A 23,488-nucleotide genomic window follows, 5' to 3' on the forward strand; every position below is an offset into this window, starting at 1 on the left:
GTCAGCACAAAGGCCGCGCCCCACAGTATGTGGGGCGCGGCCTTTGTGTTGACGCCGGACTACTTGTTCAGGTGGTCCCGGTGTGTTTGCTGTGCCTGGGCGATTTGCATCAGGATTTCCTCGGAGTCCTTGTGCTTGTCGCGGTACTTAGGCTCCATGGTGCTGATCGTCTTTTCTTCGACCATCAGCATGCTGTACACGCGCTCCCGCTCAGCGGAATCAGCCGTGTAATCCAAGTCCAGGTAGTTATCCGCATGGCGGCGGGCGTTATTGAACACCGTCTGCGCCTTGCCGGACTTGCTCACCAGCGAGGCAATGATGGTCACTGCCAGGACTCCGATGATCACGGTCAGGGACAGCCCCGTGCCGATTTCAAACACCGGGACGGCCTCGCCACCGTTGATGAACGGCAGGTTGTTCTCGTGCAGCGCGTGCAACACGAGCTTCACACCAATGAACGCCAGGATCGTAGCCAGGCCGTAGGAAAGGTAGATCAGGCGGTCCAGTAGGCCATCTAGCAGGAAGTACAGCTGGCGCAGACCCATGAGGGAGAACGCCGTGGCGGTGAAGACGATGTACACGTTCTGGGTCAGCCCGAAGATGGCCGGGATGGAATCCAAAGCGAAGAGCAGATCGGTGCCACCAATGGCCACCATGACCAGCAGCATCGGGGTGAGGACCTTTTTGCCGTCGATCTTCGTGAAGAGCTTGTCGCCGTCGTACTTTTCAGAAGTATTGAAGAGCTTCTTGGCAAGCTTGATGATGAAGTTATCAGCGTCGTCGCCGCCGCTGTCTTCTTCCTTGAGCAGGTTTCCTGCCGTGATGAGCAAGATGATGCCGAAGATGTAGAACATCCAGGACCAGGTGTTGATCAGTGCTGCGCCGGCAAAAATGAAGGCGGTGCGGGCGATCAGTGCAAAGACGATGCCGAAGAGCAGCACTTTTTGCTGGTCTTCGCGGGGAACCTTGAAGCTGGCCATGATGACCAAGAACACGAAGAGGTTATCAACGCTCAGGGCCTTTTCGGTGATGTATCCGGCGAAGTACTCCCCGCCCATGGTGACGCCACCGAAGGCAAGCACCACAACTCCGAAGACTAGGGCCAAGCCTACGTAAATGGAGGACCAGATGGCCGCTTCCTTCAACGTGGGGATGTGCGCCTTTCGGATGTGGAAGAAGTAGTCAAAGGCCAACAAGGCCAAAATGACAACAATGGTAATGCCCCAGATCAGAGGGGATACGTTCATGAGCTGCTCTCGCTAGTTTCGAACAAGGTATGTAAGTGGTTTCAGTATGTAAACAACGCCCGGTCCAAGGGGCCGGGCGTTGTCAAAAGAAGGGGTGGGAGGGGCTAGTTATTGCCTCGCAAGATGGCCAGCAGGCGCAGGATCTCCACATACAGCCACACGAGCGTGACCGTGAGGCCAAAGGCGGCCGTCCAGGAATATTTGGTGGGCACCCCACGCTGCACACCCTGCTCAATGGAGGTGAAGTCCACAATCAGCGAAAATGCTGCCAAGCCGATCGCGAACAGGCCAATGACCACGCCGAACGGGATGTTTGTTCCCGGAATGTTCATGCCATTGATACCCCAAGGGGTGGTGGTGACGTTGAAAACCATGAGGAAGAAGTTAATCATCGAGAAGAGGGCGTAGCCAGAGAGCGCGATGATGAAAAAACGCGTCATCTTCGGTGTGGCACGGACCTTCGCGTTGCGGAACAGCACCAAGGTGACAAGGAAGACGCTCAAGGTACCCAGCACGGCTTGAACAACAATGCCCGGGTAGACGCCCTCTAGCAAGCCCGAGAGGCCACCCAAGAACAAGCCCTCAAAGAGTGCGTAGGCCAAGATCAGCACCGGTGACGGTTCCTTCTTGAAGGAGTTCACCAGCCCCAGCACCAGACCAATGATCATGCCGGGCCACATGAGGGCAGGAACCATCCACCCCAGAGCAGCACCCACCAGCACCAGGGTGAGCGTGAAGACTGTCTTCATGATGACGTCGTCGTACGTCATCCGGCCGGTCTGGGACGCATTGGCTGAGGGCTTGCTGTACATGTCCTGCAACTGCTGCGCGGAGAACTGCGCCTGGGCGGACATGGTGTCAGCTCCACCGTTGACGGAGCCGCGATATCCGGCCGGCGTTTCCTTGAAGTTCTTATTGTTGGCAAATACCGGGTTTCCACCAAGTGCCATCGTGCCTGTGCCTCCAAAATAGGGGGTGAAGTAATCTTCCAACTCTACCAAGCAGGATGCGTAGACGAGACAATTTGTGCCTTCTGGACGCTATTGACAGCTCATTGCCAGTATTCGTTCACCTAACGTTTACCTAACTCACCAAAAAAGCGCTCCGCTGGGCGTTGTGCCCGTCACAGTGGCCTACTTGTCGCAGGCAATGCCATCCTTGTCACGGTCAAGCGGTCCCCGGTACCCCGGTTGACCAACATGCATGGGAGCAGCACCAGCAGCCTTGGCTTCGCTGCAGTTCGCATAATAAACTGCCGCTGGCACCTCAACTAGGGGCTGAATAGGCGGGGCTTGTTGGGCCTCGGCCTCCTCAGCCGCACGCCGGGCAGCCTCATTGGCCGCGGCTGTATCTGCCGCAACCTTTTCCGCAGCGGCCTTTTTCTCAGCAGCTTCGGCAGCTACCCGTGCGGCTTCATCGGCGGCCGCCTTGGCCTGCTCATCTTGCGCAGCCTTTGTGGCTGCGACGGCCGATGCTTCGGCGCTGGCCTTGGCCTCGGCGGCGCCTTCTTTAAATACCTGGAACACCACGGTCTCGCCTTCGGCCACGAGTGCCCCGGATGCCGGGTCATGACTCTCAACGGTCCAGTTCTTTGGTGACAAGATTGTTTTGCCATCAACTGTGTCAACGAATGTGGTCTCGATCCCGTGGGCTTTCATCGCTTCAACAGCTAGCTCCAGAGATTTTCCCGCGTAGTTTGGAAGGGTGAAGCCATTACTGGCAGCGGTGCCGGTTGAAGAGGCCTCATCAATGTCCTCGCCAGTTCCACAAGCACCTAGCAATCCCGTCAGGACAACCAGAATAATACCGCCGCACAGCAACTTGGCTCTCTTCGCCATTTTCTTCTTCACAGTCTGTCCCCATCCAGGCTTGAGCGTTACGAGTAATCGCCGACCAACACCTCATCGCCACGGAATATCAACTTGGGTGGAAAACGCCGGCACACAGCAAGAAGAAACTGAAATACGGCGAGTTGGCCTTCATCACGAGCATAGGACGATGGCTCATGTTTAGTTCAAACGCGGGGTTGCGCAGTGGAATAAAGTTCGCTGAACTCGTAACAATCCACGCACTTACTCGCGGGAGGCCACAGGTGTGCACAAGCGGTGGCGCTGACTGGTGGTACCCCAGGTCGGACTCGAACCGACACTTTACAGATTTTAAGTCTGTTGCCTCTGCCATTGGGCTACTGGGGCTGATTTACAGGAGAATTCCTTTATGCTCTCGTCAACACTACTGGATGCACTGCCCGTCAATGAAACTGCGTGTCAGAGCGAGTTGAAAGGATCGGCGTAGCGGAACACTCCGTGGCTTCCGGGTTCATAGTTGGCTAGGGGTAGCCCCATGAAATGTGAACCCCAGGACTGATCAGGTGAGACGATGCCCAGAGAATCGGCAGGGACAAAACCGAAGCGGGGGAAGTACTCGGCGTGACCTAAAAGGACCATAGTCCGCTCCCCCATGGCATTCGCCGCCTCGATGCTCGCGTTCATCAACGCCGAACCAACACCTTGTTTTTGATATTGCGGCAACACTGCAAGGGGACCCAGACCCAATGATTGCGCTTCACCGATCCAGGCACGCGTGGTGATGACATAGCCCAGAATTTCACCCCGGTCCCCCTCCGCCACCAACGACAACAGTGGCAGGTATTGCCGGGCGGCAAAGAGTTCCCGCACCAGTTTGGCTTCCATGAGAGTGGGGAACACTGCCTCCAGGAGGGCGTGGATCTCAGGCCTATCCCCTGCTTGCTCACGTCGAATGATCATCAGATAAGTCTAGTGCAGTAATTTTTTGAGCCCCTCGGCGCCATGGTGCCTTGGCAGCGTCAGGCCAAGACAGCGTGAGAGTGAAAAACGGCGACCCCCGCCTAGGCCTGTTTCCAGGGTGGGAGGGGTCGCCGTCGTATGTTTCTTAGAAGTGCTGGCTACTTGGCCGTGGCTTCTTCCTTCTTTTCAACCTTGGCTTCAGCGGGCTTGGCAGCCGGAGCTTCAGAGGCCGGAGCGGCCGGAACCTCAGCGGGCTTGGCAGCGGGCTTCGGGGCCGGGGTGGCAGCCGTGACGAAGGCCTTGCGCGGGTTGTCCAGGAATTCCAGCTGAGCCAGGTCGCGGCCAGCAAACATTGCCACGAACCAGTCCATGATGACGCGGAACTTGCGCTCCACAGTGGGCATGGCCAGCCCGTGGTAGCCGCGGTGTGCCACCCAGGCCAGGGGGCCCTTGAGCTGGATGCCCATGATCTTGGCAACACCCTTCCATTCACCGAAGCCGGCAACAGCACCAAGGTTCTTGTGCTTGTAACCCTTCATCGGCTTGTTGAAGCGGCTGGCCCACAGGTTCTTGGCAAGGCGCTTGGCCTGGCGGAGAGCGTGCTGGGCATTCGGAACACAGGTGCCATCAGGCAAGCCGCCGGTGACATCCGGAACAGCCGCCACATCGCCGGCAGCCCAGGCGTTGGGGATAACACCGAATTCACCGGTGATCTGCAGGTTGGCGTTGACGGAGACGCGGCCACGCGGCTCGATCGGGAAGTCAGTGGAGCGGACCATGGGGTTGGCCATGACTCCGGCAGTCCAGATGAGGGTATCGGCGTCAAATTCCTGGGCAACACTCTTGTCCGGCAGGTTGATGAGCTTAATGCCCTTACCTTCGGCGTTGTCCAAGGAGGTGTTCAAGAGTACTTCCATGCCGCGGCTGCGGAGGTGGTCAACAACCCAGAGTGCCTGCTTCTCGGTGACCTCGGGCATGATCCGGCCCATGGCTTCCACGAGTACAAAGCGCAGCTCGGACTGCTCTACACGGTTGTTGAGCTTGACGGCGGCGCGTGCCATGTCCTCAAGCTCGGCGATGGTCTCGATACCGGCGAAGCCGCCGCCAACTACCACGAAGGTCAAGGCGCGTGCGCGCACGGCGGGGTCGGTCGCGGTGGAGGCCTGCTCAATAAGGGACAGAACCTGGTTGCGCAGTGCAACAGCTTCTTCAATGGTCTTCAGGCCGATGCCTGATTCGGCCAGACCCTTGATGGGGAAGGTGCGGGTGACCGCGCCGGCAGCCATGACCACGTCATGGTACGGCAGCTCGAACGGTGCGCCGCCGTCAACCGGGGCAATGACAGCCGTGCGGTTTTCGTGGTCAATGCTGGTCACGGAACCCTGGATGAGTTCGGTTTCCTTCAGGTGCTTGCGGTGTGAGACAACAGCGTGACGTGCCTCGATGTTGCCACCGGCAACTTCGGGCAAGAACGGCTGGTACGTCATGTAGGGCAGGGGATCAACAAGGGTGACGATGCCACCGAACTTTGCGATCTTCTTCTGCAGGTTAAACGCCGTGTAAAGGCCGACGTAACCGCCGCCAACTACGAGGACGCGCGGACGTGCTGAAAAGGTGGGAGTGATTGCCATATCTCTATACTACATTTGTTTGTGAAAATATTCACTAGGGAGTTTTTGTGATTCTCACCGCACCCTTTCCCAAAGGCACGACGGCGGCACTAATGCTTGGGTTTGTTGCCTTGCCGAGGGCGCAAGGAGGGCTCTGGCGGGGCCTCGGATGCCGCCCCGGAGCCAGAATCGCCACCTGACCCGCCAGCTTCTCCCGCAGCTGCCACGTAAGCTGGGCCACCAGCTTCTCCCGCACGCACGCGCCGCCGTGCCAGCAACAGATGCCCGCTGCCAGCAGCCAGGATGAGCACCAAAAGCCCTGCTGATCCCAACACCAATGCCTGAGGCAGGGGGCTGCCCAATAGCTCCGGCGTGATCGCCACAGGGACGTGGGCATCGCTCAGTGTTGGTTTGGGCTGAGGCCTGGAGGTCACGGGTGTGCCGCCCTCATTGGTGGGCGCCACCACGGCGCCGCGACGGTGCACACGGATCCACTCCGAGATGCTGCCCATGGGGTTATCCGTGACCTCGGGAACATCGGCGCTCAGGGCCGCTTCGGCGTCGAGAATTCCGTAGCCATAAATGGCGTTGGGGACACCCGCCCCCTTGGGCTTGGCTGTTGAAATGATCCTGTTGATGACCTGTGCAGCGCTCATGGAAGGGTATTTGGAGCGAATCAGGGCTGCGACTCCGGAGACTATAGGCGCGGCCCCACTGGTTCCATTCCAGCTGGCGTACCCGCCGCTGGGCAGCCCGCCTGCCAGGTCCTCCGCCGGGGCACTGACGCCAATGCTGATCCCCTGCGAGGAGGAATCGATGCTTGCCGTGCCGTCTCGATCGAGACCGCCCACGGCCAGGACACCCGGGATGGTGGCTGGAGCACCCACTTGTTCGCTGCCTGATTTGCGGTTGCCTGCCGCGGCCACAATGAGAACATCGTTGGCTTCTGCGTAGGCAAAGGCGTCATCCCAGCTCTGCGGCCAGGCTGTGGATGAACTGCCCAGGGACATGTTGATAATCTTGGCGCCCTGGTCCACGGCCCAGGTCACGGCTGCCGGAATCTGGTCATCAATGTTTCTTCCGGACGGGTTTTCGCTGCCCAGCCACACCGAAATGCTCAAGAGTTCAGCTTTTGGTGCCACGCCGATGACCCCGTCCGGCCCGGCCCCCACGGTAGCTTTTGCCTTGGCTGTGCTGCTGGCTTTTGGTGCCGCCTTTGATGGACTGGCGGTACTGGCGTTGTGTCCACGGCCTCCCAGCATTGTTGCCACAAGCGTGCCGTGCTCGGGTTCAGCGCCAATGCCCTTGGTGCCTTCTTTGTTACCTTCACCGGACATGTCGATCCCGCCCACCACGGCACCTTTGAGGTCTATATGGTCCGCGTCAATGCCACTATCGATGATGGCAACTTTCACACCCTCCCCCTGCGAGAGTTCCCACGCCTTTGCGATCCCTGACTGTTGGAGCCAGTACTCGCGGTTGCGGATGTCATCGGCGGATGCGGCGGGCGCCCCCACTACGGCCAGTGAGCCGGCCAGGGCAAGCGTTATCAGCGCGGCAGCGACAGCGCGCAACCGTGGGGCTAACTGCATGTGGGCTCGTTTCAGTAAGGAATGGATGTCAGCTTCGGGCTGCACCCAAGGCAATTCCATCCAGAATATCGTGTTCACTGGTGGTTGCCGATTCCACGCGCCCGCCGTTGAGCTCTGACACCCGGCGCAGCACCGTTCGCCAGATCAGGGCTCCGGCGCCAATGACGTCTACACGGCCCGGATGCATGAAGCCAAGCTCGGCGCGCTGGGCCCGTGTCATGGACAGCAGCGAGGTGGCCGCAGCATCCACTGTTTCCAGAGGTACTACGGCGGCATGAATCACCTCGCTTTGGTAGCTCTCCAACCCCAGGGCGTGCGCCGTGATGGTGGTGATGGACCCTGCCACACCCACCACTTGGGTGACGTTGGCAAGCGGCACCGCGGCGAGGACCTCCTGGAGTTTATCTTCGATGGCTGCCTCGGCAGCAGCAATTTCAGCCTCGGTGGGCGGGTCTGATTTCAAGTACCTTTCGGTAAATCGCACGCACCCCATGTTGGTACTCACCCCCGCCACAACACCCTTGCCGTCACCCACAACGAATTCTGTGCTGCCGCCGCCCAGATCAACAACCAGGACGCGGCTCTCCCCCAGTACTGGTAGCACGCTGACAGCGCCGGCGAAGGAGAGAGCCGCCTCTTGGTCACCACTGACAACTTCAGGTTCCAGCCCGAGCCGGGCCTTGATGCCGGCCACAAATTCGTCCCTGTTACCGGCGTCGCGGGTGGCGCTGGTGGCCACAAAACGCACCCGTTCCACGGCGTTGGCGGCGATGATGGCGGCGTAATCGTCCACGGCAGCGAAGGTGCGCACCAGTGCCTCAGGAGCCAGTAATCCGGTGACGTCAACGTCTTGTCCCAGCCGGACCACACGCATTTCACGGTGCACATCACTCAAGGACGCCCCACCCTGTGCTCCTAGGGACACATCAGCAATGAGGAGACGGATCGAATTTGTTCCACAGTCAATAGCTGCAACGCGCATCTTGATGGCCTTTCGGAAAAGCTGCGTGGACGTGCTGATTACGGGTTCTGCTGGTTTAAATGCTTGACGTGGCGGCTCAGGTCCTTGTGCGGGACGGGTGCGGCGTTGTCCCAGGCACCGGCACAGTAGCAGGACTCTGGCGTCCACCACTGGGCTACTGCGGCTAGGGCCTCGTCGCCCAGCGGGTTGACGCCGGGACCTTCGGCTAGTGCATGCCCAATGAGCACGTGAAGGCATTTGACACGGGTAGGCATGCCCCCGGCGGAGATGCCGGCAATTTCCGGCACTGGACCGGTTCCGGCGCGTTCACCAATCGCTTCGCGTGCTGCAATGTAGCTCTCATGCGCCAACTGGTAGGCGGCGGCCAGCTCCGTGTCCGTCTCCAACCGTTGGGTCATCTCGTTCATGAGACCGGCGGCTTCGAGCCGTGATGCCGCAGCCGTCAAGATGGGGTGTGTCAGGTAAAACGTGGTGGGGAACGGGATCCCGTTGCTGAGCCGGGGAGCTGTGGCTGCCACCAGCGGGTTGCCGCAGATGCAGCGGGCCGGTATTTCCACGACATCGCGCACGGGGCGGTTGAGCTGCCGGCTCAGGTTGTCCAGATCATGTGGCGTGGGGACGCGCCCATTCGAGGCGGAGCTGATGGTTTCGGGCACGGGCGGGCCTTTCCTGGAACTGTTCTCAAGCGTTGTCCGGCGACGGCCGGGGTGTTCAACCTATTATTTTAGCGTGCCGGGCGGACACCGGGCATCAGGGTGCCGCTGGCGCAGTGGGCTCAACCGCCGGGGCAGGCTGTTTGGCAGCGGGCTCCTTGGGCGTCACGGGCACCTGTTCCTTGGCGGAATTCTTGACAGCCTCCCACAGGCCAGACACCCACGGTTCCACTGTGACTTCAGTAGCTTTTTTGGCTGTTGTTGCTTCGGCCGCAGCAGACTTGGCTGCACCTACCGAGTCTTTGACTTCCTCGGTGCCGTTGGCCCCGTACACCCAGTACCCGGTTTCACCGGGCATCAGCATACTCACCCGCTCGCGGGCTTGGCGCTTGATATAGGCAGGATCATCCCAGCGTTGAAGTTCTGCAGCATAAGCGTCCTGCTGCGCCTGCCGGGAGGTAATGTCTTCTTTCAGCGTGGCAATTTCGCTGCGTTGAGTCATGAAGGTGTGCACGTTGGGAGCCAATAAGATGGTGAAAACGCCCATGGTGAGCACAAGCACCAGGATTCGCCCGGAAAATGATCTGGCCGGGACAGGGCTGGTGCCTGCCGTGTGAATCACACCGTCCTGGCGGCTGCGCCCGTTGGGCCCACTGGTGAGCTGGCGCTCACGCTTGCCACGGGGCGGGGCCGGGACCGAAGAACCTTCGGCACCAGCGCCGGAGCCGGGCGTGGCACCAGAGTCAGCTGCCGGCGTCGTGCTAGCCGACGTGGCATCAGGTTTTTCCGGGCCGTTATGAAGCCCGGATGTGAACTGTGCTTTGGGCACTGAAGGCCGTCGTGTGGCCATGCTTTCCCTACCTGCCTGCGCCGGAGATTCCCCGGCAGCAATTATTCCAACGCTCTCTCACCTTCGGGCCGTTTTATCCAAACGCTCTCTCACCTTCAGGCCGTTATATCCAAACGCTCTCTCACCTTCGGGCAACGCGCGGGTTAATCGCAGAAGGCCGCGGAAGCTGGCGAGGCGTGAATTCCACCTTAGCCAGCCCCCGCGGCCTTCGTTGCTATTTAGCCCTTGAAACGCGGGAAGGCGCTGCGGCCTGCGTAGCGTGCGGCGTCGTCGAGCTCTTCTTCGATGCGCAGGAGCTGGTTGTACTTGGCAACTCGCTCGGAGCGGGCCGGGGCACCTGTCTTGATCTGACCGGCGTTGGTGGCAACGCAAATGTCAGCAATGGTGGTGTCTTCGGTCTCACCTGAACGGTGCGAGGTGATGGTGGTGTAACCGGCGCGCTGGGCCATGGACACTGCGTCCAGGGTCTCGGTGAGCGAGCCGATCTGGTTGACCTTCACCAGCAGCGAGTTGGCCGAGTTCTCAGCAATGCCGCGGGAAAGGCGCTCGGGGTTGGTGACAAAAATGTCATCGCCCACGATCTGGACCTTCTCGCCAATGGCCTCAGTCAGAGTCTTCCAGCCTTCCCAGTCTTCCTCATCCAGGGGATCCTCGATGGAGACCAGCGGGTAGTCGGCAACAAGCTCAGCGTAATAGGCGCTCATGTCCGCAGCAGTCAGTGCCTTGCCTTCGAACTGGTAAGCACCGTCCTTGAAGAACTCGGACGAGGCAACGTCCAGGGCCAGGGCCACGTCCTTGCCGGGCTCGTAGCCTGCGCGCTTGATGGCTTCCAGGATCAGGTCCAGGGCTGCACGGTTGGAGGGCAGGTTCGGTGCGAAGCCGCCCTCGTCGCCCAGACCGGTGGAGAGACCCTTTTCCTGCAGAACGGCCTTGAGGTTGTGGTAGACCTCAACGCCCCAGCGCAGACCCTCAGAGAACGTTGCTGCACCCAACGGGACAACCATGAATTCCTGGATGTCAACGTCGGAATCTGCATGTGAACCACCGTTGAGGATGTTCATCAGCGGAACCGGCAGTACGTGTGCGTTGGGTCCGCCCAAGTAGCGGTACAGCGGCAAGCCTGCGGACTCTGCAGCAGCGCTGGCCACGGCCAAGGAAACGCCCAAGATGGCGTTGGCGCCGAGCTTGGACTTGTTGGAGGTGCCGTCCAGTTCCAGCATGACGGAGTCAATCAGGCGCTGATCCGTTGCGTCCAGGCCCTCAACTTCGGGGGCAATAACTTCCAAGACAGCCTCGACTGCCTGCAAAACACCCTTGCCCTGGTAACGGTTCTTATCCCCGTCACGGAGTTCCATTGCCTCGAAGGCACCTGTGGATGCACCGGAGGGAACGCCGGCGCGGCCCATGGCGCCATCGCTGAGCAGAACCTCAACCTCTACGGTCGGGTTTCCACGGGAATCCAAGATTTCGCGTGCATGAATGGCTTCAATAAGTGCCACGTATCGCTCCTAATAGTCAGCTTTGTAGAGTAGATGTCGACCACGCTGTCGCCTCAATCCTAGCCGACGGCGTGACGGGGCACTCATTCAATACGCTCAAAGCGGGAATGTTGCTCCCGGGCGGTGCCCCATAACGAAATTTTGCGCAGGAGACTTCCCTCACCTTCGTAGCGATACATCGTTGAGTATCGCTGCCTTGGGACTGGCTACTGCCTGCTGGCGCCCTGGCTGCGCTCCTGGAATTCCTGCACGGCGTGGCGCAGGGCCCTTTCGGGGTCTAGCCCCTGACCTTGCGCCGCCAGCACGACGCCGAAGAGCGCCTTTCCGAGGTCTTCTTCAGTTTCGATGGGGCTGGGTAGGGTCCCTGCGGGGACTGGCAGGGATGCCCGCCGGGCCCGCTCCACTGATTTTTGTGCCATGGCCAGGGCTGGCAAGGAGTGCGGAATTCCGGCAAAGGGGCTCCATTGCTGACTCGGGGCCACCGTATTCTGCCTTGAGGCGGCACGTTCCTGGGCCTTAACCCGCTCCCAGGTCTCCTCGATTTCGGCAATGGTGGCGGGAAAACTCTCCTGCAAGGTGCCGTTGGCGTGGAAGACGTGGGGACTGCGGCGAATCATTTTTTCGCTGAGCCCGTGGGCCACCATAGCCAAGTCAAATTCGCCGCATTCTTCGCCGAGGCGTGCGTGCAGCACCACTTGGAGCAAAATGTCTCCGAGTTCTCCGGAGATTTCACTGGAGTTTCCGTGCTCCAACGCCTCGATGAACTCATGTGTTTCCTCCACCAGATAGCTGGTGAGTGATTCATGAGTCAGTGCGGCCGTCCAGGGGCAGTGTTCGCGAAGTGCCTGGACCACAGCAACAAGGCGGGCCAACTCCACTTCTGTGGAGCGGGCCCGCCCGTTGTGTTCAGGCACGTAACTACTCGTCACGTCCGGCATCGCCTAGATCGGATGCGTCAAACGTTTCAAACTCCTCAGAATCTTCAAAGTCGTCCATCTCCTCCATGGCGTCCTCGAAGTGCTCAATGATGAAGTCCGCTAGCTGTTCGCGTGATTCGATGGGCAAAAACGATGCATGGACTGCGTTCAGGGTCAGTTCCAGCACCGTGTCCAGGCCGTAGCCGAAGGTTTCCACGAGCAGCCCGAACTCACCGGTCAGGCTCACGCCACTCATGAGCCGGTTGTCCGTGTTGACCGTGACGTTGAAACCCAACTGATGCAGCAGGTCAATGGGGTGCTCGGCAATGGTGGTTCCAAAGGCCGCAATGGCGCCCGTCTGCAGGTTAGAGGAGGGGCACAGCTCTAGCGGGATTTGGCGGTCACGCACCCACTGGGCCAAATCACCCAAGGTGAGCGTGCCGACGTCGTTCCCGTCCTCTTCTTGGACATCAAGGTGGATGTCCTCGGCAATGCGCACGCCGTGGCCCAGTCGCAGCGCCCGGCCATGGACCAGTGCGTCCTGGATGCTTTCCAGCCCCGCTCCCTCGCCTGCGTGCACAGTGGCAGGGAAGTTGTTCTCGGCCAAATAGGTGAATGCCTCGGTGAAGCGGGAAGGCAGGAAACCGTTCTCGGCCCCGGCGAGGTCAAAGCCAACCACGCCGTTGTCACGGTGGCGGACAGCCAGTTGGGCAATCTCGGAGCCACGGTCGCCGTGGCGCATGGCGGTGATGATCTGGCCTACCTCAATGTATCCACCAGCCTCATCCACCGCGTCCATGCCTTCTTCAAGGCCTTCCTGGACAGCTTCCACGGCATCGTCGAGGGACAGCCCGGCGGTGAGGTGCTGCTCCGGGGCCCAGCGCACCTCGCCGTAGACCACTCCGTCTTCGGCTAAGTCTTCAACGAATTCCCGAGCGACCCGCACTAGGTCATCATGGCTCTGCATGACGGCAATGGTGTGTTCGAAGGTCTCGAGGTAGCGTTCGAGCGAACCAGAGTCAGCGGACTCGAGGAACCAGCTGCGCAGTTCCTCAGGGTCGGTAGCCGGCAATGTATGCCCGGCTTTGGCAGCCAACTCAATGATAGTTTCGGGGCGTAGACCACCATCAAGGTGGTCATGCAGGGACACTTTGGGCAGCGATTTGAGATCGACACCCGGGAGAGAAATGCCTGTGTGTTCTGAAGTTGAGTTAGTCACAGTCCCACTCTAGGGATGCGGGGGGCCCTGCGCTAGTTTGACGGCGCTCTAGTGCCTGTTAGGCCCAGTTCCTACTTCTTCAATTTTGTTCCCCACGGGACTTAACAGCTCCTGCTGATCGGGCTCATTGATGGCGGGCACCGCAGGCGGGGCGGCCGCCGCGGGCACGGCCGGCACCGCAGGCGGGGCGGCCGCCGCGGGCACGGCCGGCACCGCAGGCAGATCGGACACGGCCGGCACCGCAGGCAGATCGGGCACAGCAGGTACCACGGTTCCGGCGGGATCGGCCGCATCGGGTCCGGCAGATCCGGGATCGGGGACAGCAGGCACAGCGCCGAGATCAGACACGGTTCCACTCACAGCCACATCCCTGTTGAGCCCTCGCTTCTCCAAGATGCGGTGCACAAGCTTCATCGCATGGTCCACGAGGAAGCCGATGCCGATGGCAAAGACCACGGCAATGACTACACCCAGCAGCGGGTTATCGTGCACCCAGCGTCCGGCGAATGTTCCCACGGCCACGGAATAACTGGCCCACGTTAGAACCGCGATGCTGTCCAGAATCACGAATTGTCGCCACCGGAAGCGGGTGGCGCCTGCCGTGAAGTTGACAGCAATCCGCCCCACCGGGATGTAACGTGCCGTGAAGATCAAGATAGCCCCACGTTTTTCCAGTTCCTTGCCGGCCCACGCGAAGGCTTTGGCGCTGCGGGGCCAGCGCATCCACCGGAAGCGTTCCACCCCGAGCCTGCGACCCAGCCAATAGGCAATATTGTCGCCAATGATGGCACCGAAGGAGGCGCCCAGGATCAGCAGCCAAATATTGGGATACCCCTCCCGGGAGGCTATGGACGCCAGAGCTACTATGGCGGTTTCGCTGGGCAGGAACAGGAAAAACCCATCAATGAGGCAAAAGAGTGCCACAACAGGAATCACCCACCATTGAGCAGCGGAATGTTCAATGGTGACGTTGATCTGATCGATGAGGCCCAAAAAATCCACCGGGGACTTGTCCTCTCCTGTGATGGTTGCTTCCTTAAAGTTTCCCACGTTGGCGCAGCCCCTGTATCCACCCATCGGAGGATATTCCCTTGCCCCAGTCCCTCTTGAGAATGAGAGCCCTCCCCCGCGAGCATATGTGCCGGTTCCGGTGAATTTGCCTCGACCGGCATCACCCCACGGCTAACCACCAACCGCCAAACGGAGTAAAACATTCTATAGCGCAACAAAGGTGGCCCGGAAAGATTCCGGGCCACCTGTTTTGCTGGTGCAATCCCATCACCTGAGAGTGGTTGAGAGAGCGTTCCTCAAAACACCCCATTAAGTGAGAGAGCGTTGGTAGTGGGGTTAGGCGATCCGGTCGATGATGAGCCGGTTCGCCGGGCGGGAACTTTCCGGAGCAATCGTGAACGCACCCTCGAGTGCTTCCTTGGCGCCCTGGAACTTCTCCGGAGTGTCTGTCAGCAGCGTCATCAGCGGCTCCCCTGCCCGCACCACAGCACCTGGCTTGGCATGCATACGCACCCCAGCCCCAGCCTGGACAATATCCTCCTTGCGGGCGCGTCCTGCACCCAGCCGCCACGCGGCAACCCCAACGGCCATGGCATCGAGTCCCACGAGCACGCCATCGGCCGGGGCATAAACCGTCTCCGACTCCCGAGCCACTGGCAGTGCTGCCTGCGGATCCCCGCCTTGGGCACGAATCATGCGCCGCCACACGTCCATGGCCCGTCCGTCCTTGAGCGCCGCTGCCGGATCAGCACCGTGAATGCCGGCTGCCTCCAGCATTTCCTCTGCCAGCCTGACGGTAAGTTCGACGACGTCTTCCGGACCACCGCCTGCCAGCACGTCCACGGACTCTTGGACCTCAATGGCGTTACCTGCGGTCAGACCCAAGGGTGTGGACATATCTGTCAACAGCGCCACGGTGTTAACACCTGCGTCTTTGCCCAACGCCACCATGGTCTGCGCCAGCTCACGGGCCCGCGCTTCGGTCTTCATAAACGCCCCGTTGCCCACCTTCACATCCAGCACCAACGCCGCAGTGCCTTCGGCAATCTTCTTGCTCATGATGGATGAGGCAATGAGCGGGATGGATTCAACGGTTCCGGTTACATCGCGCAGCGCATACAGTTTTTTATCCGCCGGCGCCAGGTTTCCACCGGCTGCGCAAATGACTGCGCCCACCTCGGAAAGCTGGCGCATCATGGCCTCGCGGCTCACATCTGCCCGCCAGCCGGGAATGGCTTCCAGCTTATCCAAGGTCCCCCCGGTGTGCCCCAGCCCCCGGCCAGAGAGCTGTGGCACGGCTGCGCCAAATACGGCGACCAGAGGCGCCAGCGGCAAGGTGATCTTGTCCCCCACGCCGCCAGTTGAATGCTTGTCAGTGGTGGGCATCCGGGCCCCGGCCGGGTTGCGCAGAGCGGAGAAGTCCAGCCGCTCACCCGAGGCGATCATGGCCGCAGTCCACTGTGAAATTTCTTCCCTGTCCATGCCGTTCAGGAAAATGGCCATGTTCAGGGCAGCCATTTGTTCCTCAGCAATCTCCCCGCGCGTGTAAGCCACAATGGTCCAGATGATCTGTGCAGGGGTGAGCTTGCCGCCATCACGTTTGGTGGCGATCACGTCAACTGCGGCGAAAGTTTCTTGGGCGTTCATGAGTGTTCCTTCAAGTTGTCGGGGCCGAAAGCGTCGGGCAGAATTTGATCCATGGTCTTGGCTCCTGAAGAAGTCATGATCTGGGTTCCCGCCGTACTGAATTCAAAGAGCAACTGCCGGCAGCGCCCGCACGGCATGAGGATCTCTCCAAATCCGTCAACGCAATAGAACTCGGTGATCAGGCCGCCGCCGCTCATCCGGGCGGCACCCACCATGGTGCATTCTGCGCAAAGAGTCAGCCCGTAGCTGGCATTTTCCACATTGCACCCGGAGACGATCCGCCCGTCCTCAAGCCTGGCCGCAGCCCCTACCGGATAGTTGGAATACGGCACATAGGCGTGGGTGAGTGCCGCGGTGGCGGCTAGGCGCAGTGGCTCCCACACGGAGCCGGCCTTCACAGCCATACCGGCCTTCACAGCCATACCGGATGTCACAGGTACCTCAGACTTCTCAGGCATACCGCGCTACTCCTTAATATAGGGCTCGCCGTCCGCGGCCGGGGCCAGAGAACGGCCCACGAATCCGGACACGGCCAGAATGGTCAAAGCGTAGGGCAGCATCGCCAGGAACTGGCCGTCGATCGGGGTACCGGCCAGGGAGAGGATACTTTGAAGGTTCCCGGCCACACCGAACAACAGGGCTGCCAGTGCAGCACCGATGGGGTTCCAGCGGCCAAAGATCAGCGCCGCAAGGGCAATAAAGCCCAGCCCGCCGGTCATGTCCTTACTGAAACTACTCACCGCAACCAAGGTGAAGTAGGCGCCACCGATTCCTGCCACAGCGCCACCGGCCAGCACGTTGATGACCCGGGTGCGGTTGACGTTGATACCGACGGTGTCCGCCGCCTTGGGGTGCTCGCCTACCGCCCGCACGCGCAATCCCCAGCGGGTGCGGAACAGCCCAAACCACAAAGCCGCGACAAGGATCAGCATGAAGTAGCCAATGATGGACTGGCGGAACAAGGTGGGCCCAATGATGGGAATTTCAGAGAGCAGCGGGATCGGGAGGTTGGGAAGGTGAGCCGGCTGGTTGTAGATGGTGGCGCCGTCGACCTTGGTCTTCATGATTTTTTCGAAGAGGAAGCCAGTCAAACCGGACACCAGAACATTTAGCACCACGCCAACAATGATCTGGTTCACCACATATTTGATGCTGAACAGCGCCAGCAGCACTGACACCAAAACACCGGCCACGGCGGCGGCGATGAGCCCGGCGTAGGCGTTGCCTGTGATTGAGGCAACCAGTGCGGCCGTGAAGGCGCCCGCCAGCAGCTGACCTTCAATGGCAATGTTGACCACTCCGGCACGTTCCGAGAGAACACCTGACATGGCGCCGAACAGGATGGGGGTGGTGATCAGCATGGCACCGGCAAACAGGCCCACCAGCGTGATGTTTTGTGTGCTGGTTCCGCCAATGATCCAAACCATCACTCCGATGACAAAAACCACGGAGAAACTTGTGATGACCCATTTGGCAATCTTGCCGGAGTCCCTGGTTTGGCGCCACGCCAGATACGTCAGGGCCACGGCGATAATGGAAACTAGGGCGCCCACGGCCTTGGCCGGAACTACCAGGTCAGGTACCTGCCACGCATCCGTATCTTGGGAGATACGGAACGTTGCCGTGCCGCTGGGTCCCAGAATAATGAAGACCACCACGGAGAACAAGGACAGTATGCCCAGCAGAATCGGCATCTTCCAGCTGCGGATGGCAACCGCGTCGGCAACCTTAGGCGTCTCACTCTTAGCAGTGATGCTCATATGTTCGCTCCTACACGGCGGGCTACCTTGATCCGGAAAATCGACCGGACCAGAGGAGGCGCGGCGATGAAGAGAACTATCAATGACTGGACCACGGCAACAATGTCAATGGAGACGTCGGCATTGATGGCCATGGAAGTGCCACCTGCCTTAAATGCACCGAAGAGTATTGCAGCGAAGAAAGTCCCCCACGGTTTCGACCTGCCCAACAGGGCCACCGTGATGGCATCAAAGCCAATACTGCCGGCAATGTCTGAATCGAGGATTTTTTCGGTACCGGCCAGCTGGGTGACACCGGCCAAGCCCGCCAGGGCTCCGGAGATCAACATGACGGTGATGTAGCCCCGAGAAACCAGCATGCCGGCCGTGCGTGCTGCCCGCGGATTTGCGCCAATGGCCCGGTACTCAAAACCGAGGGTTGAACGCTCTAACAGCCAGGAAACAACAAACACGGCGATCACGGCCACTATCAGCCCCGCATGGATACGGAAGTTAGGGCCCAGCAACAGCGGGAACATGGCACTTTCATGCATGCGTGGGCTGATCGGATTGGAACTGTTCGGGTCTTTGAGCTGGTTCTTGAGCAGATACAGCACCAAGGACACTGCAATGTAGTTGAGCATGATGGTGACAATGACCTCATGCGCCCCGGTGCGTGCCTTCAAGAATCCTGCGATCCCGCCCCAAACCGCTCCACCAACAGCACCAGCCACAATGACGGCCAGCAAGTGAATACCCGGCGGCAGTTCAATCAAGAACCCTACGGCGCCAGCAAAAGTGGCACCCAAAATAATCTGGCCTTTGGCGCCAATGTTGAACAAGCCCACACGGAACGCCAAGGTCACGGCCAGTCCTGAGAGGATCAGCGGAGTGGCGAAGGTGAGGGTTTCAAAAATACCCAGCCGCCCCTTCCACGTGCGTGAGCCGGGATCATAGGTAGCACCTCGCCACAGCGCGCCATAGGCTTCTGAAACTGATGCCCAAACAGCTTTGAACGTTGCGGTGGGATCACCAAAGAAATAACCCAAAGCGGTGGTAACACGGGCATCAGTGGCAGCGATGAGGATGCCACCAATAACAAGGGCTACCACTACTGCCAGAACAGAAATCATGGCGTTACCGCTCATAATTTCCCGTACAAGCTGGCTGCCACCCCCTTCTCGCTCCGGTTTGACGGGAGAGCCTGGGGCTCCGGGTACACCGGGTGTGCCGGGATTGCCGGGCGCTCCGGGTACTGACGTGCTGGTTGGTGTGCTGGAAGGCTCCGCGGCTTCCTCTGCAGGTTTGTTCACTTCAGGCCCGCTCATAGCTGCACCCCTTCCCCGGTTTCCCCGGTAGTTCCAGATTCTTTTTGCGATTGCATTTGTTCCGAAGCTTCTTCAGCGCTGAGCCCGGCCATCATCAGACCGAGTAGAGCGCGGCTGGATTTTCCAGGCACAATGCCCATGAGCCGGCCTGCAAAGAGCACTGCGATCCGGTCAGCGAGTTCAAGAACTTCATCTAGTTCGGTGGAGACAATGACCACCGGTGTTCCGGCATCGCGTTCTGCCACAATGCGCTTGTGCAAAAATTCGATGGAACCTACGTCAACACCGCGTGTGGGCTGTGAAGCAATGAAGAGTTTCAAAGGCCGGGACAACTCCCGTGCCAATACTACTTTTTGCTGGTTGCCACCGGAAAGCGTGTGAGCGGCATCCCGTGGTGACTGGGCTCGAATATCAAACTCTGAAACCTTCTCTACAGAATTTTGGGCAATGGCGGAGCGGTTCAATGTTCCGCCACGGGAGTACGGAGCCTTTTTATAAAGGTCAAGGATCAGATTTTCCGCGATGGAAAGTTCCCCGACCAGGCCATCATCTTGGCGGTCCTCAGGAACAAAACCGACACCGGACTCCAGCACCTGACTAACGCTTTTGCCTACCAGCTCTTTTCCGTCCAAAGTGATGGACCCCAGGACATGCTTATGTAAGCCCAGCACGGCCTGGGTCAATTCGGTCTGCCCATTGCCCTGCACCCCGGCAATCGCCAAGATCTCCCCTTGAGAGACGCTCAAGGAGACGTTATCGAGCAGCCGATGACCGGAATCGTTCATGACTGTCAAGTTGGAGACCTTAAAGGTTTCCGCACCGGGAGTAGCATCGGCTTTGTTCAACGTCAGGTTCACAGCGCGTCCCACCATCATGGCCGCCAACTCTGTAGTGGACGTATCGGGGGGCGCAGAACCAACCACCTTGCCCCGTCTAATGACGGTGATGGTGTCAGAGATCGCCTTCACCTCACGCAACTTGTGGGAAATGAAGACGATGGAGGTACCGCTGTCCCTGAGCTGTCCCATGATCTCCATGAGTTCATCAGTCTCTTGAGGGGTGAGAACGGCGGTGGGCTCATCCAGGATCAGTATCTTGGAGTTCCGTACCAGTGCCTTGATGATTTCCACCCGTTGCTGCACCCCTACGGGAAGATCTTCCACCAGCGCATCGGGATCCACATCGAAGCCAAATTGTGCGGAAATCTCACGAATCTTCCTCCGCGTATCGCCAAGATTGAGAACTCCTCCGAAGGAGGTGCTCTCCGCTCCCAATGCCACGTTCTCCGCGACAGTAAAGACCGGGACAAGCATGAAGTGCTGATGGACCATGCCGATTCCTGCCGCCATGGCGTCCGCCGGGCCGGAGAAGGAAACGGGGACATCATCAACTAAGATCTGTCCTGAGCTGGGTGAATACAGCCCGTATAAAACATTCATGAGCGTGGATTTTCCTGCACCGTTTTCACCCAGCAGACTGTGGATCTGTCCTGATTCCACCACTAGGTCGATGTGGTCATTCGCCACGAGGGTACCAAAGCTCTTGGTAATGCCCCGAAGTTCTAGTTTCAACGTTTTAGCCCGTCTGCGAAAAAATGGTCACGGCTGACAAACACGTGTGCTGGGGGCCGCCACCGGCGACCCCCAGCACACGCATCACATTACTACTTCGGGCTGGCCGCAGATTCGACCTTGATGGACCCGTCAATGATCCCCTTCTTGATGTCATCAAGTTGGGTCTTGAGGTCTGCACTGACAGCAGAGTCCAAATCGTGGAACGGCGCAAGTCCTACGCCACCGTTCTCCAGGGTGCCAATGTAGGGCGTGGGGTCAAACTTGCCGTCCATATCTTCCTTGACAACGGTCTCCACTGCTTCTCCCATGGTCTTGATGACTGAGGTCAGCAGGATCTCCTTGTAGGTGGGTGCTGTCAAGAAGCCGTCGGAGTCAACCCATACCAGCTTCACATCCTTGCCGCCCTTATTGGCGGCCAGGATGGCATCTCCTGCACCCTTGCCCAACGGACCGGCAACAGGCATGATCACGTCAGCGCCGTCGGCGATCAGGTTGTTGGTGTTCTTGGTGCCCTCTTGGACAATTTCAAAGGTGTTGGCGAACACGCCCTGCTGGGTTTTGGCGTTCCACCCCAACAGCTTGACATCCTTGCCCTGCTTCTCGTTGTAGTAGTCAACGCCCTGAGCAAAGCCATCCATGAAGATGGTGACGGTGGGGATGTTGATACCACCGAAGGTGCCTACCTTGCCGGTCTTGGAGACGCCGGCTGCAACGTAGCCAGCCATGAACGCGGCTTGGGCTGTGTTGTACACAATTGGTTTGACGTTGGGCAGATCGATGGAACTGTCATCGACGATGGCGTAGTGCAGATCCGTGTTGTCCTTGGCCGCCGTTGCGGTGGCTTCTGCCAGCAAGAATCCGACCGTCACGGTGAGGTTACAGCCAGCGCTGGCCATTGTTGCCAGGTTCGGTGCAAAGTCAGCGGTGGTGGAAGACTGAGCTTCCTTCATCTTAATGCCAAGATCCTTAACGGATTTCTGCATTCCCTCATACGATGACTGGTTGAACGACTGATCGTCGAAACCGCCGGAGTCAGAGACAATGCAACCAAGGAAGTCAGACGCGGCCGGGTTTTGTGAGCTCGACTCGCCCCCACCGGGGGCGGGCGGAGCCTCGCCACAACCTGTCAGAAGCAGTGCCGTGGCACTCAACGCAATGGTGCCCACCAAGGCCCCGCGCTTGACAGTGTTCAAAAGCAAATTTTTCAAAGTTCCTCCATCGGTTGATCGCCGCACTGGAGGGTTGATGGACAACGCAACGCTATCAAGCCCAGCTACTAGATCAACGCTGACCTAGAGGATGAAGCAAAAGCGAATACCCTGACACACCCCAGCATTGCGGCACTACCCCATACCCTAGTGTGATTTCACAGCCAGCGGCCAGTCTCAACCATGTCCAGCCATCCATCGTTGGGTAACTGTTACACAACTCGCAAAATCCCTGCCGAGCTAAGCGGCGGTTGGCTCGCGCAGGGTCCGCAGGGCCGCGGCACACAGTACCCGGATGCCTACTGAGAGCGCCCGTTCATCAACAATGTAATCGCCCCGGTGCAGATCGTATTCCTCTCCGCCCGGAACGTGCGTGCCCAACCGCATGAGTGAGCCTGGAATGCCTTGCAGGAACCAGGCAAAATCCTCGCCGCCCATGGACTGCGGTGCCAGCACCACTGAATCATCCCCCAGTTCAGCGCGGGCAGAAGCTTCAATCAGCGCCGTCTCATGCTCTGAGTTCACCACAGGAGGGACGCCGCGCGTGTGCTCCAGATGAACGTCCACCCCGAAGGGTGCAGCACTCTGCTGGACCACCTCATCGAGTAGCTCACCTGCCGCATGCCACGCCTCACGGTCCAGACAGCGCATGGTGCCGCTCATGACACCGTGCACAGGAATGGCATTCGGAGCCGAACCAGCGTGGATCTGACCCCACACCACCGAGACACCGCTGCGCACATCCACCCGCCGGGACAGCACAGCCGGGACACTGATGGCAATCTGCGCTAGGGCGAACACCAGGTCCTCGGTCAGGTGCGGGCGCGAGGTATGGCCACCGCGGCCAGTGAGCTCAATCTTGATGGTGTCCGAGGCACTGGTGATGGGCCCAATCCGGGTGCCAATCTTACCCACCTCAATACGGGGGTCACAGTGCAACGCCATGATGCGGGGAACGCCGTCCAGGGCACCCTGATCTATGCAGGACAACGCCCCTCCGGGCATGGTTTCCTCGGCAGGCTGGAAAACAATCCTGACCCGGCCACCGAGTGGGCTGTGCTCATGCATCCGTGCCAACACCAAGGCGATGCCGAGCATGGCGGCGGTGTGGAAGTCATGGCCGCAGCCGTGAGTCACCCCGTGGTTGCGGGAGGCGAAGGGCAGACCCGTTTCCTCAACGATGGGCAGTGCGTCAATATCGCCGCGCAACGCCGTGGCAATGGGTCCTTCCCCAATGTCCACAATGACCCCGGTACCGTCGAGGCGGCGGGGCGCCAACCCGGCGGACACAAGGTGTTCGAAAATTTTCTCCGTAGTGCGGAATTCTTGAAAGGATAGCTCCGGGTGGGCGTGGAGGTCCCGGCGAAACTCTAGGACTTCGGCCAGCACAGGTTCCAGCCACGGGCCTACTAATTCAGTTGCATCTGTTTCCAACGAGTAATTGCGCACATATCAAACTCTAACCACGTCAGAGCCGGGGAACCCCATTGACTTCGCCGCATTACTCCGAGCTTGAAGATCGGGAGCTCGTGGATGGGCCCACGCGCCTGAGGGCCCCGTTTTTTGGTCGCCTGCGACCAAAAGATCGGGAGCCCGTGGATGGGCCCACGCGCCCGAGGGCCCCGATTTTTACGCTCGCCTACG

The 23,488-nt window shown here is 59.6% G+C and carries 20 protein-coding genes and 1 tRNA gene; all 21 read right to left on the bottom strand.

The genetic code is table 11. The annotated features are described in order from the left end of the window. Positions 1-59 precede the first annotated feature (59 nt). The 21 genes from CVS29_RS02165 to CVS29_RS02265 all read right to left on the bottom strand — a co-directional run bounded on the left by CVS29_RS02165 (position 60) and on the right by CVS29_RS02265 (position 23,293). On the bottom strand, positions 60-1,247 hold the full coding sequence (locus CVS29_RS02165) for a TerC family protein (RefSeq protein ID WP_110104669.1): 1,188 nt from the start codon (positions 1,245-1,247) through the stop codon (positions 60-62). A 104-nt stretch (positions 1,248-1,351) separates the two neighbouring features. Next, a complete protein-coding gene (locus tag CVS29_RS02170) occupies positions 1,352-2,197 on the bottom strand; it encodes a Bax inhibitor-1/YccA family protein (RefSeq protein WP_110104670.1) in 846 nt (281 codons plus the stop codon). 183 nt (positions 2,198-2,380) lie between these two features. Beyond that, positions 2,381-3,097, bottom strand: coding sequence for an excalibur calcium-binding domain-containing protein (locus tag CVS29_RS02175; RefSeq protein ID WP_245932009.1), 717 nt, complete (start codon positions 3,095-3,097; stop codon positions 2,381-2,383). A gap of 269 nt (positions 3,098-3,366) precedes the next feature. After that, positions 3,367-3,442, bottom strand: a tRNA-Leu gene (locus tag CVS29_RS02180). 72 nt (positions 3,443-3,514) lie between these two features. Beyond that, complete coding sequence (locus CVS29_RS02185; protein ID WP_110104671.1) at positions 3,515-4,015, bottom strand: GNAT family N-acetyltransferase; 501 nt, start codon at positions 4,013-4,015, stop codon at positions 3,515-3,517. Positions 4,016-4,173: 158 nt separating this feature from the next. After that, a complete protein-coding gene (locus CVS29_RS02190) occupies positions 4,174-5,646 on the bottom strand; it encodes an NAD(P)/FAD-dependent oxidoreductase (protein WP_110104672.1) in 1,473 nt (490 codons plus the stop codon). Positions 5,647-5,735: 89 nt separating this feature from the next. Beyond that, positions 5,736-7,217 carry a S8 family peptidase gene (locus CVS29_RS02195; RefSeq protein ID WP_110104935.1) on the bottom strand — a complete coding sequence of 494 codons (1,482 nt, stop codon included), beginning with the start codon at positions 7,215-7,217 and terminating at the stop codon, positions 5,736-5,738. 28 nt (positions 7,218-7,245) lie between these two features. Continuing rightward, complete coding sequence (locus CVS29_RS02200; protein ID WP_110104673.1) at positions 7,246-8,199, bottom strand: Ppx/GppA phosphatase family protein; 954 nt, start codon at positions 8,197-8,199, stop codon at positions 7,246-7,248. 38 nt (positions 8,200-8,237) lie between these two features. Further along, positions 8,238-8,855, bottom strand: coding sequence for a DUF501 domain-containing protein (locus CVS29_RS02205; RefSeq protein WP_110104674.1), 618 nt, complete (start codon positions 8,853-8,855; stop codon positions 8,238-8,240). A 94-nt stretch (positions 8,856-8,949) separates the two neighbouring features. After that, positions 8,950-9,702: an FtsB family cell division protein gene (locus CVS29_RS02210; protein ID WP_110104675.1), complete on the bottom strand. Its 753-nt coding sequence runs from the start codon at positions 9,700-9,702 to the stop codon at positions 8,950-8,952. Positions 9,703-9,920: 218 nt separating this feature from the next. Beyond that, positions 9,921-11,201: a phosphopyruvate hydratase gene (gene eno / locus CVS29_RS02215; protein WP_110104676.1), complete on the bottom strand. Its 1,281-nt coding sequence runs from the start codon at positions 11,199-11,201 to the stop codon at positions 9,921-9,923. A gap of 206 nt (positions 11,202-11,407) precedes the next feature. Beyond that, the gene (locus CVS29_RS02220) at positions 11,408-12,115 is read right to left on the bottom strand and encodes a MazG nucleotide pyrophosphohydrolase domain-containing protein (protein WP_245932010.1); all 708 of its coding nucleotides are present in this window, start codon (positions 12,113-12,115) and stop codon (positions 11,408-11,410) included. 4 nt (positions 12,116-12,119) lie between these two features. After that, positions 12,120-13,337: an adenosine deaminase gene (locus CVS29_RS02225; protein WP_245932011.1), complete on the bottom strand. Its 1,218-nt coding sequence runs from the start codon at positions 13,335-13,337 to the stop codon at positions 12,120-12,122. A gap of 48 nt (positions 13,338-13,385) precedes the next feature. Continuing rightward, on the bottom strand, positions 13,386-14,387 hold the full coding sequence (locus tag CVS29_RS02230) for a DedA family protein (protein WP_245932012.1): 1,002 nt from the start codon (positions 14,385-14,387) through the stop codon (positions 13,386-13,388). A gap of 297 nt (positions 14,388-14,684) precedes the next feature. Further along, the gene (locus tag CVS29_RS02235) at positions 14,685-15,995 is read right to left on the bottom strand and encodes a thymidine phosphorylase (protein WP_110104678.1); all 1,311 of its coding nucleotides are present in this window, start codon (positions 15,993-15,995) and stop codon (positions 14,685-14,687) included. Then, entirely contained in the window at positions 15,992-16,399 is a 408-nt protein-coding gene (locus CVS29_RS02240) for a cytidine deaminase (protein WP_110104937.1), read from the bottom strand. The genes CVS29_RS02235 and CVS29_RS02240 overlap by 4 nt, the downstream gene beginning before the upstream one ends. 60 nt (positions 16,400-16,459) lie before the next feature. Beyond that, positions 16,460-17,755 carry an ABC transporter permease gene (locus CVS29_RS02245; RefSeq protein ID WP_110104679.1) on the bottom strand — a complete coding sequence of 432 codons (1,296 nt, stop codon included), beginning with the start codon at positions 17,753-17,755 and terminating at the stop codon, positions 16,460-16,462. Continuing rightward, positions 17,752-19,062: an ABC transporter permease gene (locus CVS29_RS02250; protein ID WP_110104680.1), complete on the bottom strand. Its 1,311-nt coding sequence runs from the start codon at positions 19,060-19,062 to the stop codon at positions 17,752-17,754. The genes CVS29_RS02245 and CVS29_RS02250 overlap by 4 nt, the downstream gene beginning before the upstream one ends. Continuing rightward, positions 19,059-20,633 carry an ABC transporter ATP-binding protein gene (locus tag CVS29_RS02255; protein ID WP_110104681.1) on the bottom strand — a complete coding sequence of 525 codons (1,575 nt, stop codon included), beginning with the start codon at positions 20,631-20,633 and terminating at the stop codon, positions 19,059-19,061. Before CVS29_RS02255 ends, CVS29_RS02250 begins: the two co-directional genes overlap by 4 nt. A 92-nt stretch (positions 20,634-20,725) precedes the next feature. Further along, the gene (locus CVS29_RS02260; RefSeq protein ID WP_218867986.1) at positions 20,726-21,844 is read right to left on the bottom strand and encodes a BMP family lipoprotein; all 1,119 of its coding nucleotides are present in this window, start codon (positions 21,842-21,844) and stop codon (positions 20,726-20,728) included. A 240-nt stretch (positions 21,845-22,084) separates the two neighbouring features. Continuing rightward, entirely contained in the window at positions 22,085-23,293 is a 1,209-nt protein-coding gene (locus CVS29_RS02265) for an amidohydrolase (RefSeq protein WP_110104683.1), read from the bottom strand. Positions 23,294-23,488: the final 195 nt, after the last annotated feature.

The organism is Arthrobacter psychrochitiniphilus (assembly GCF_003185915.1).
Lineage (GTDB): Bacteria > Actinomycetota > Actinomycetes > Actinomycetales > Micrococcaceae > Specibacter > Specibacter psychrochitiniphilus.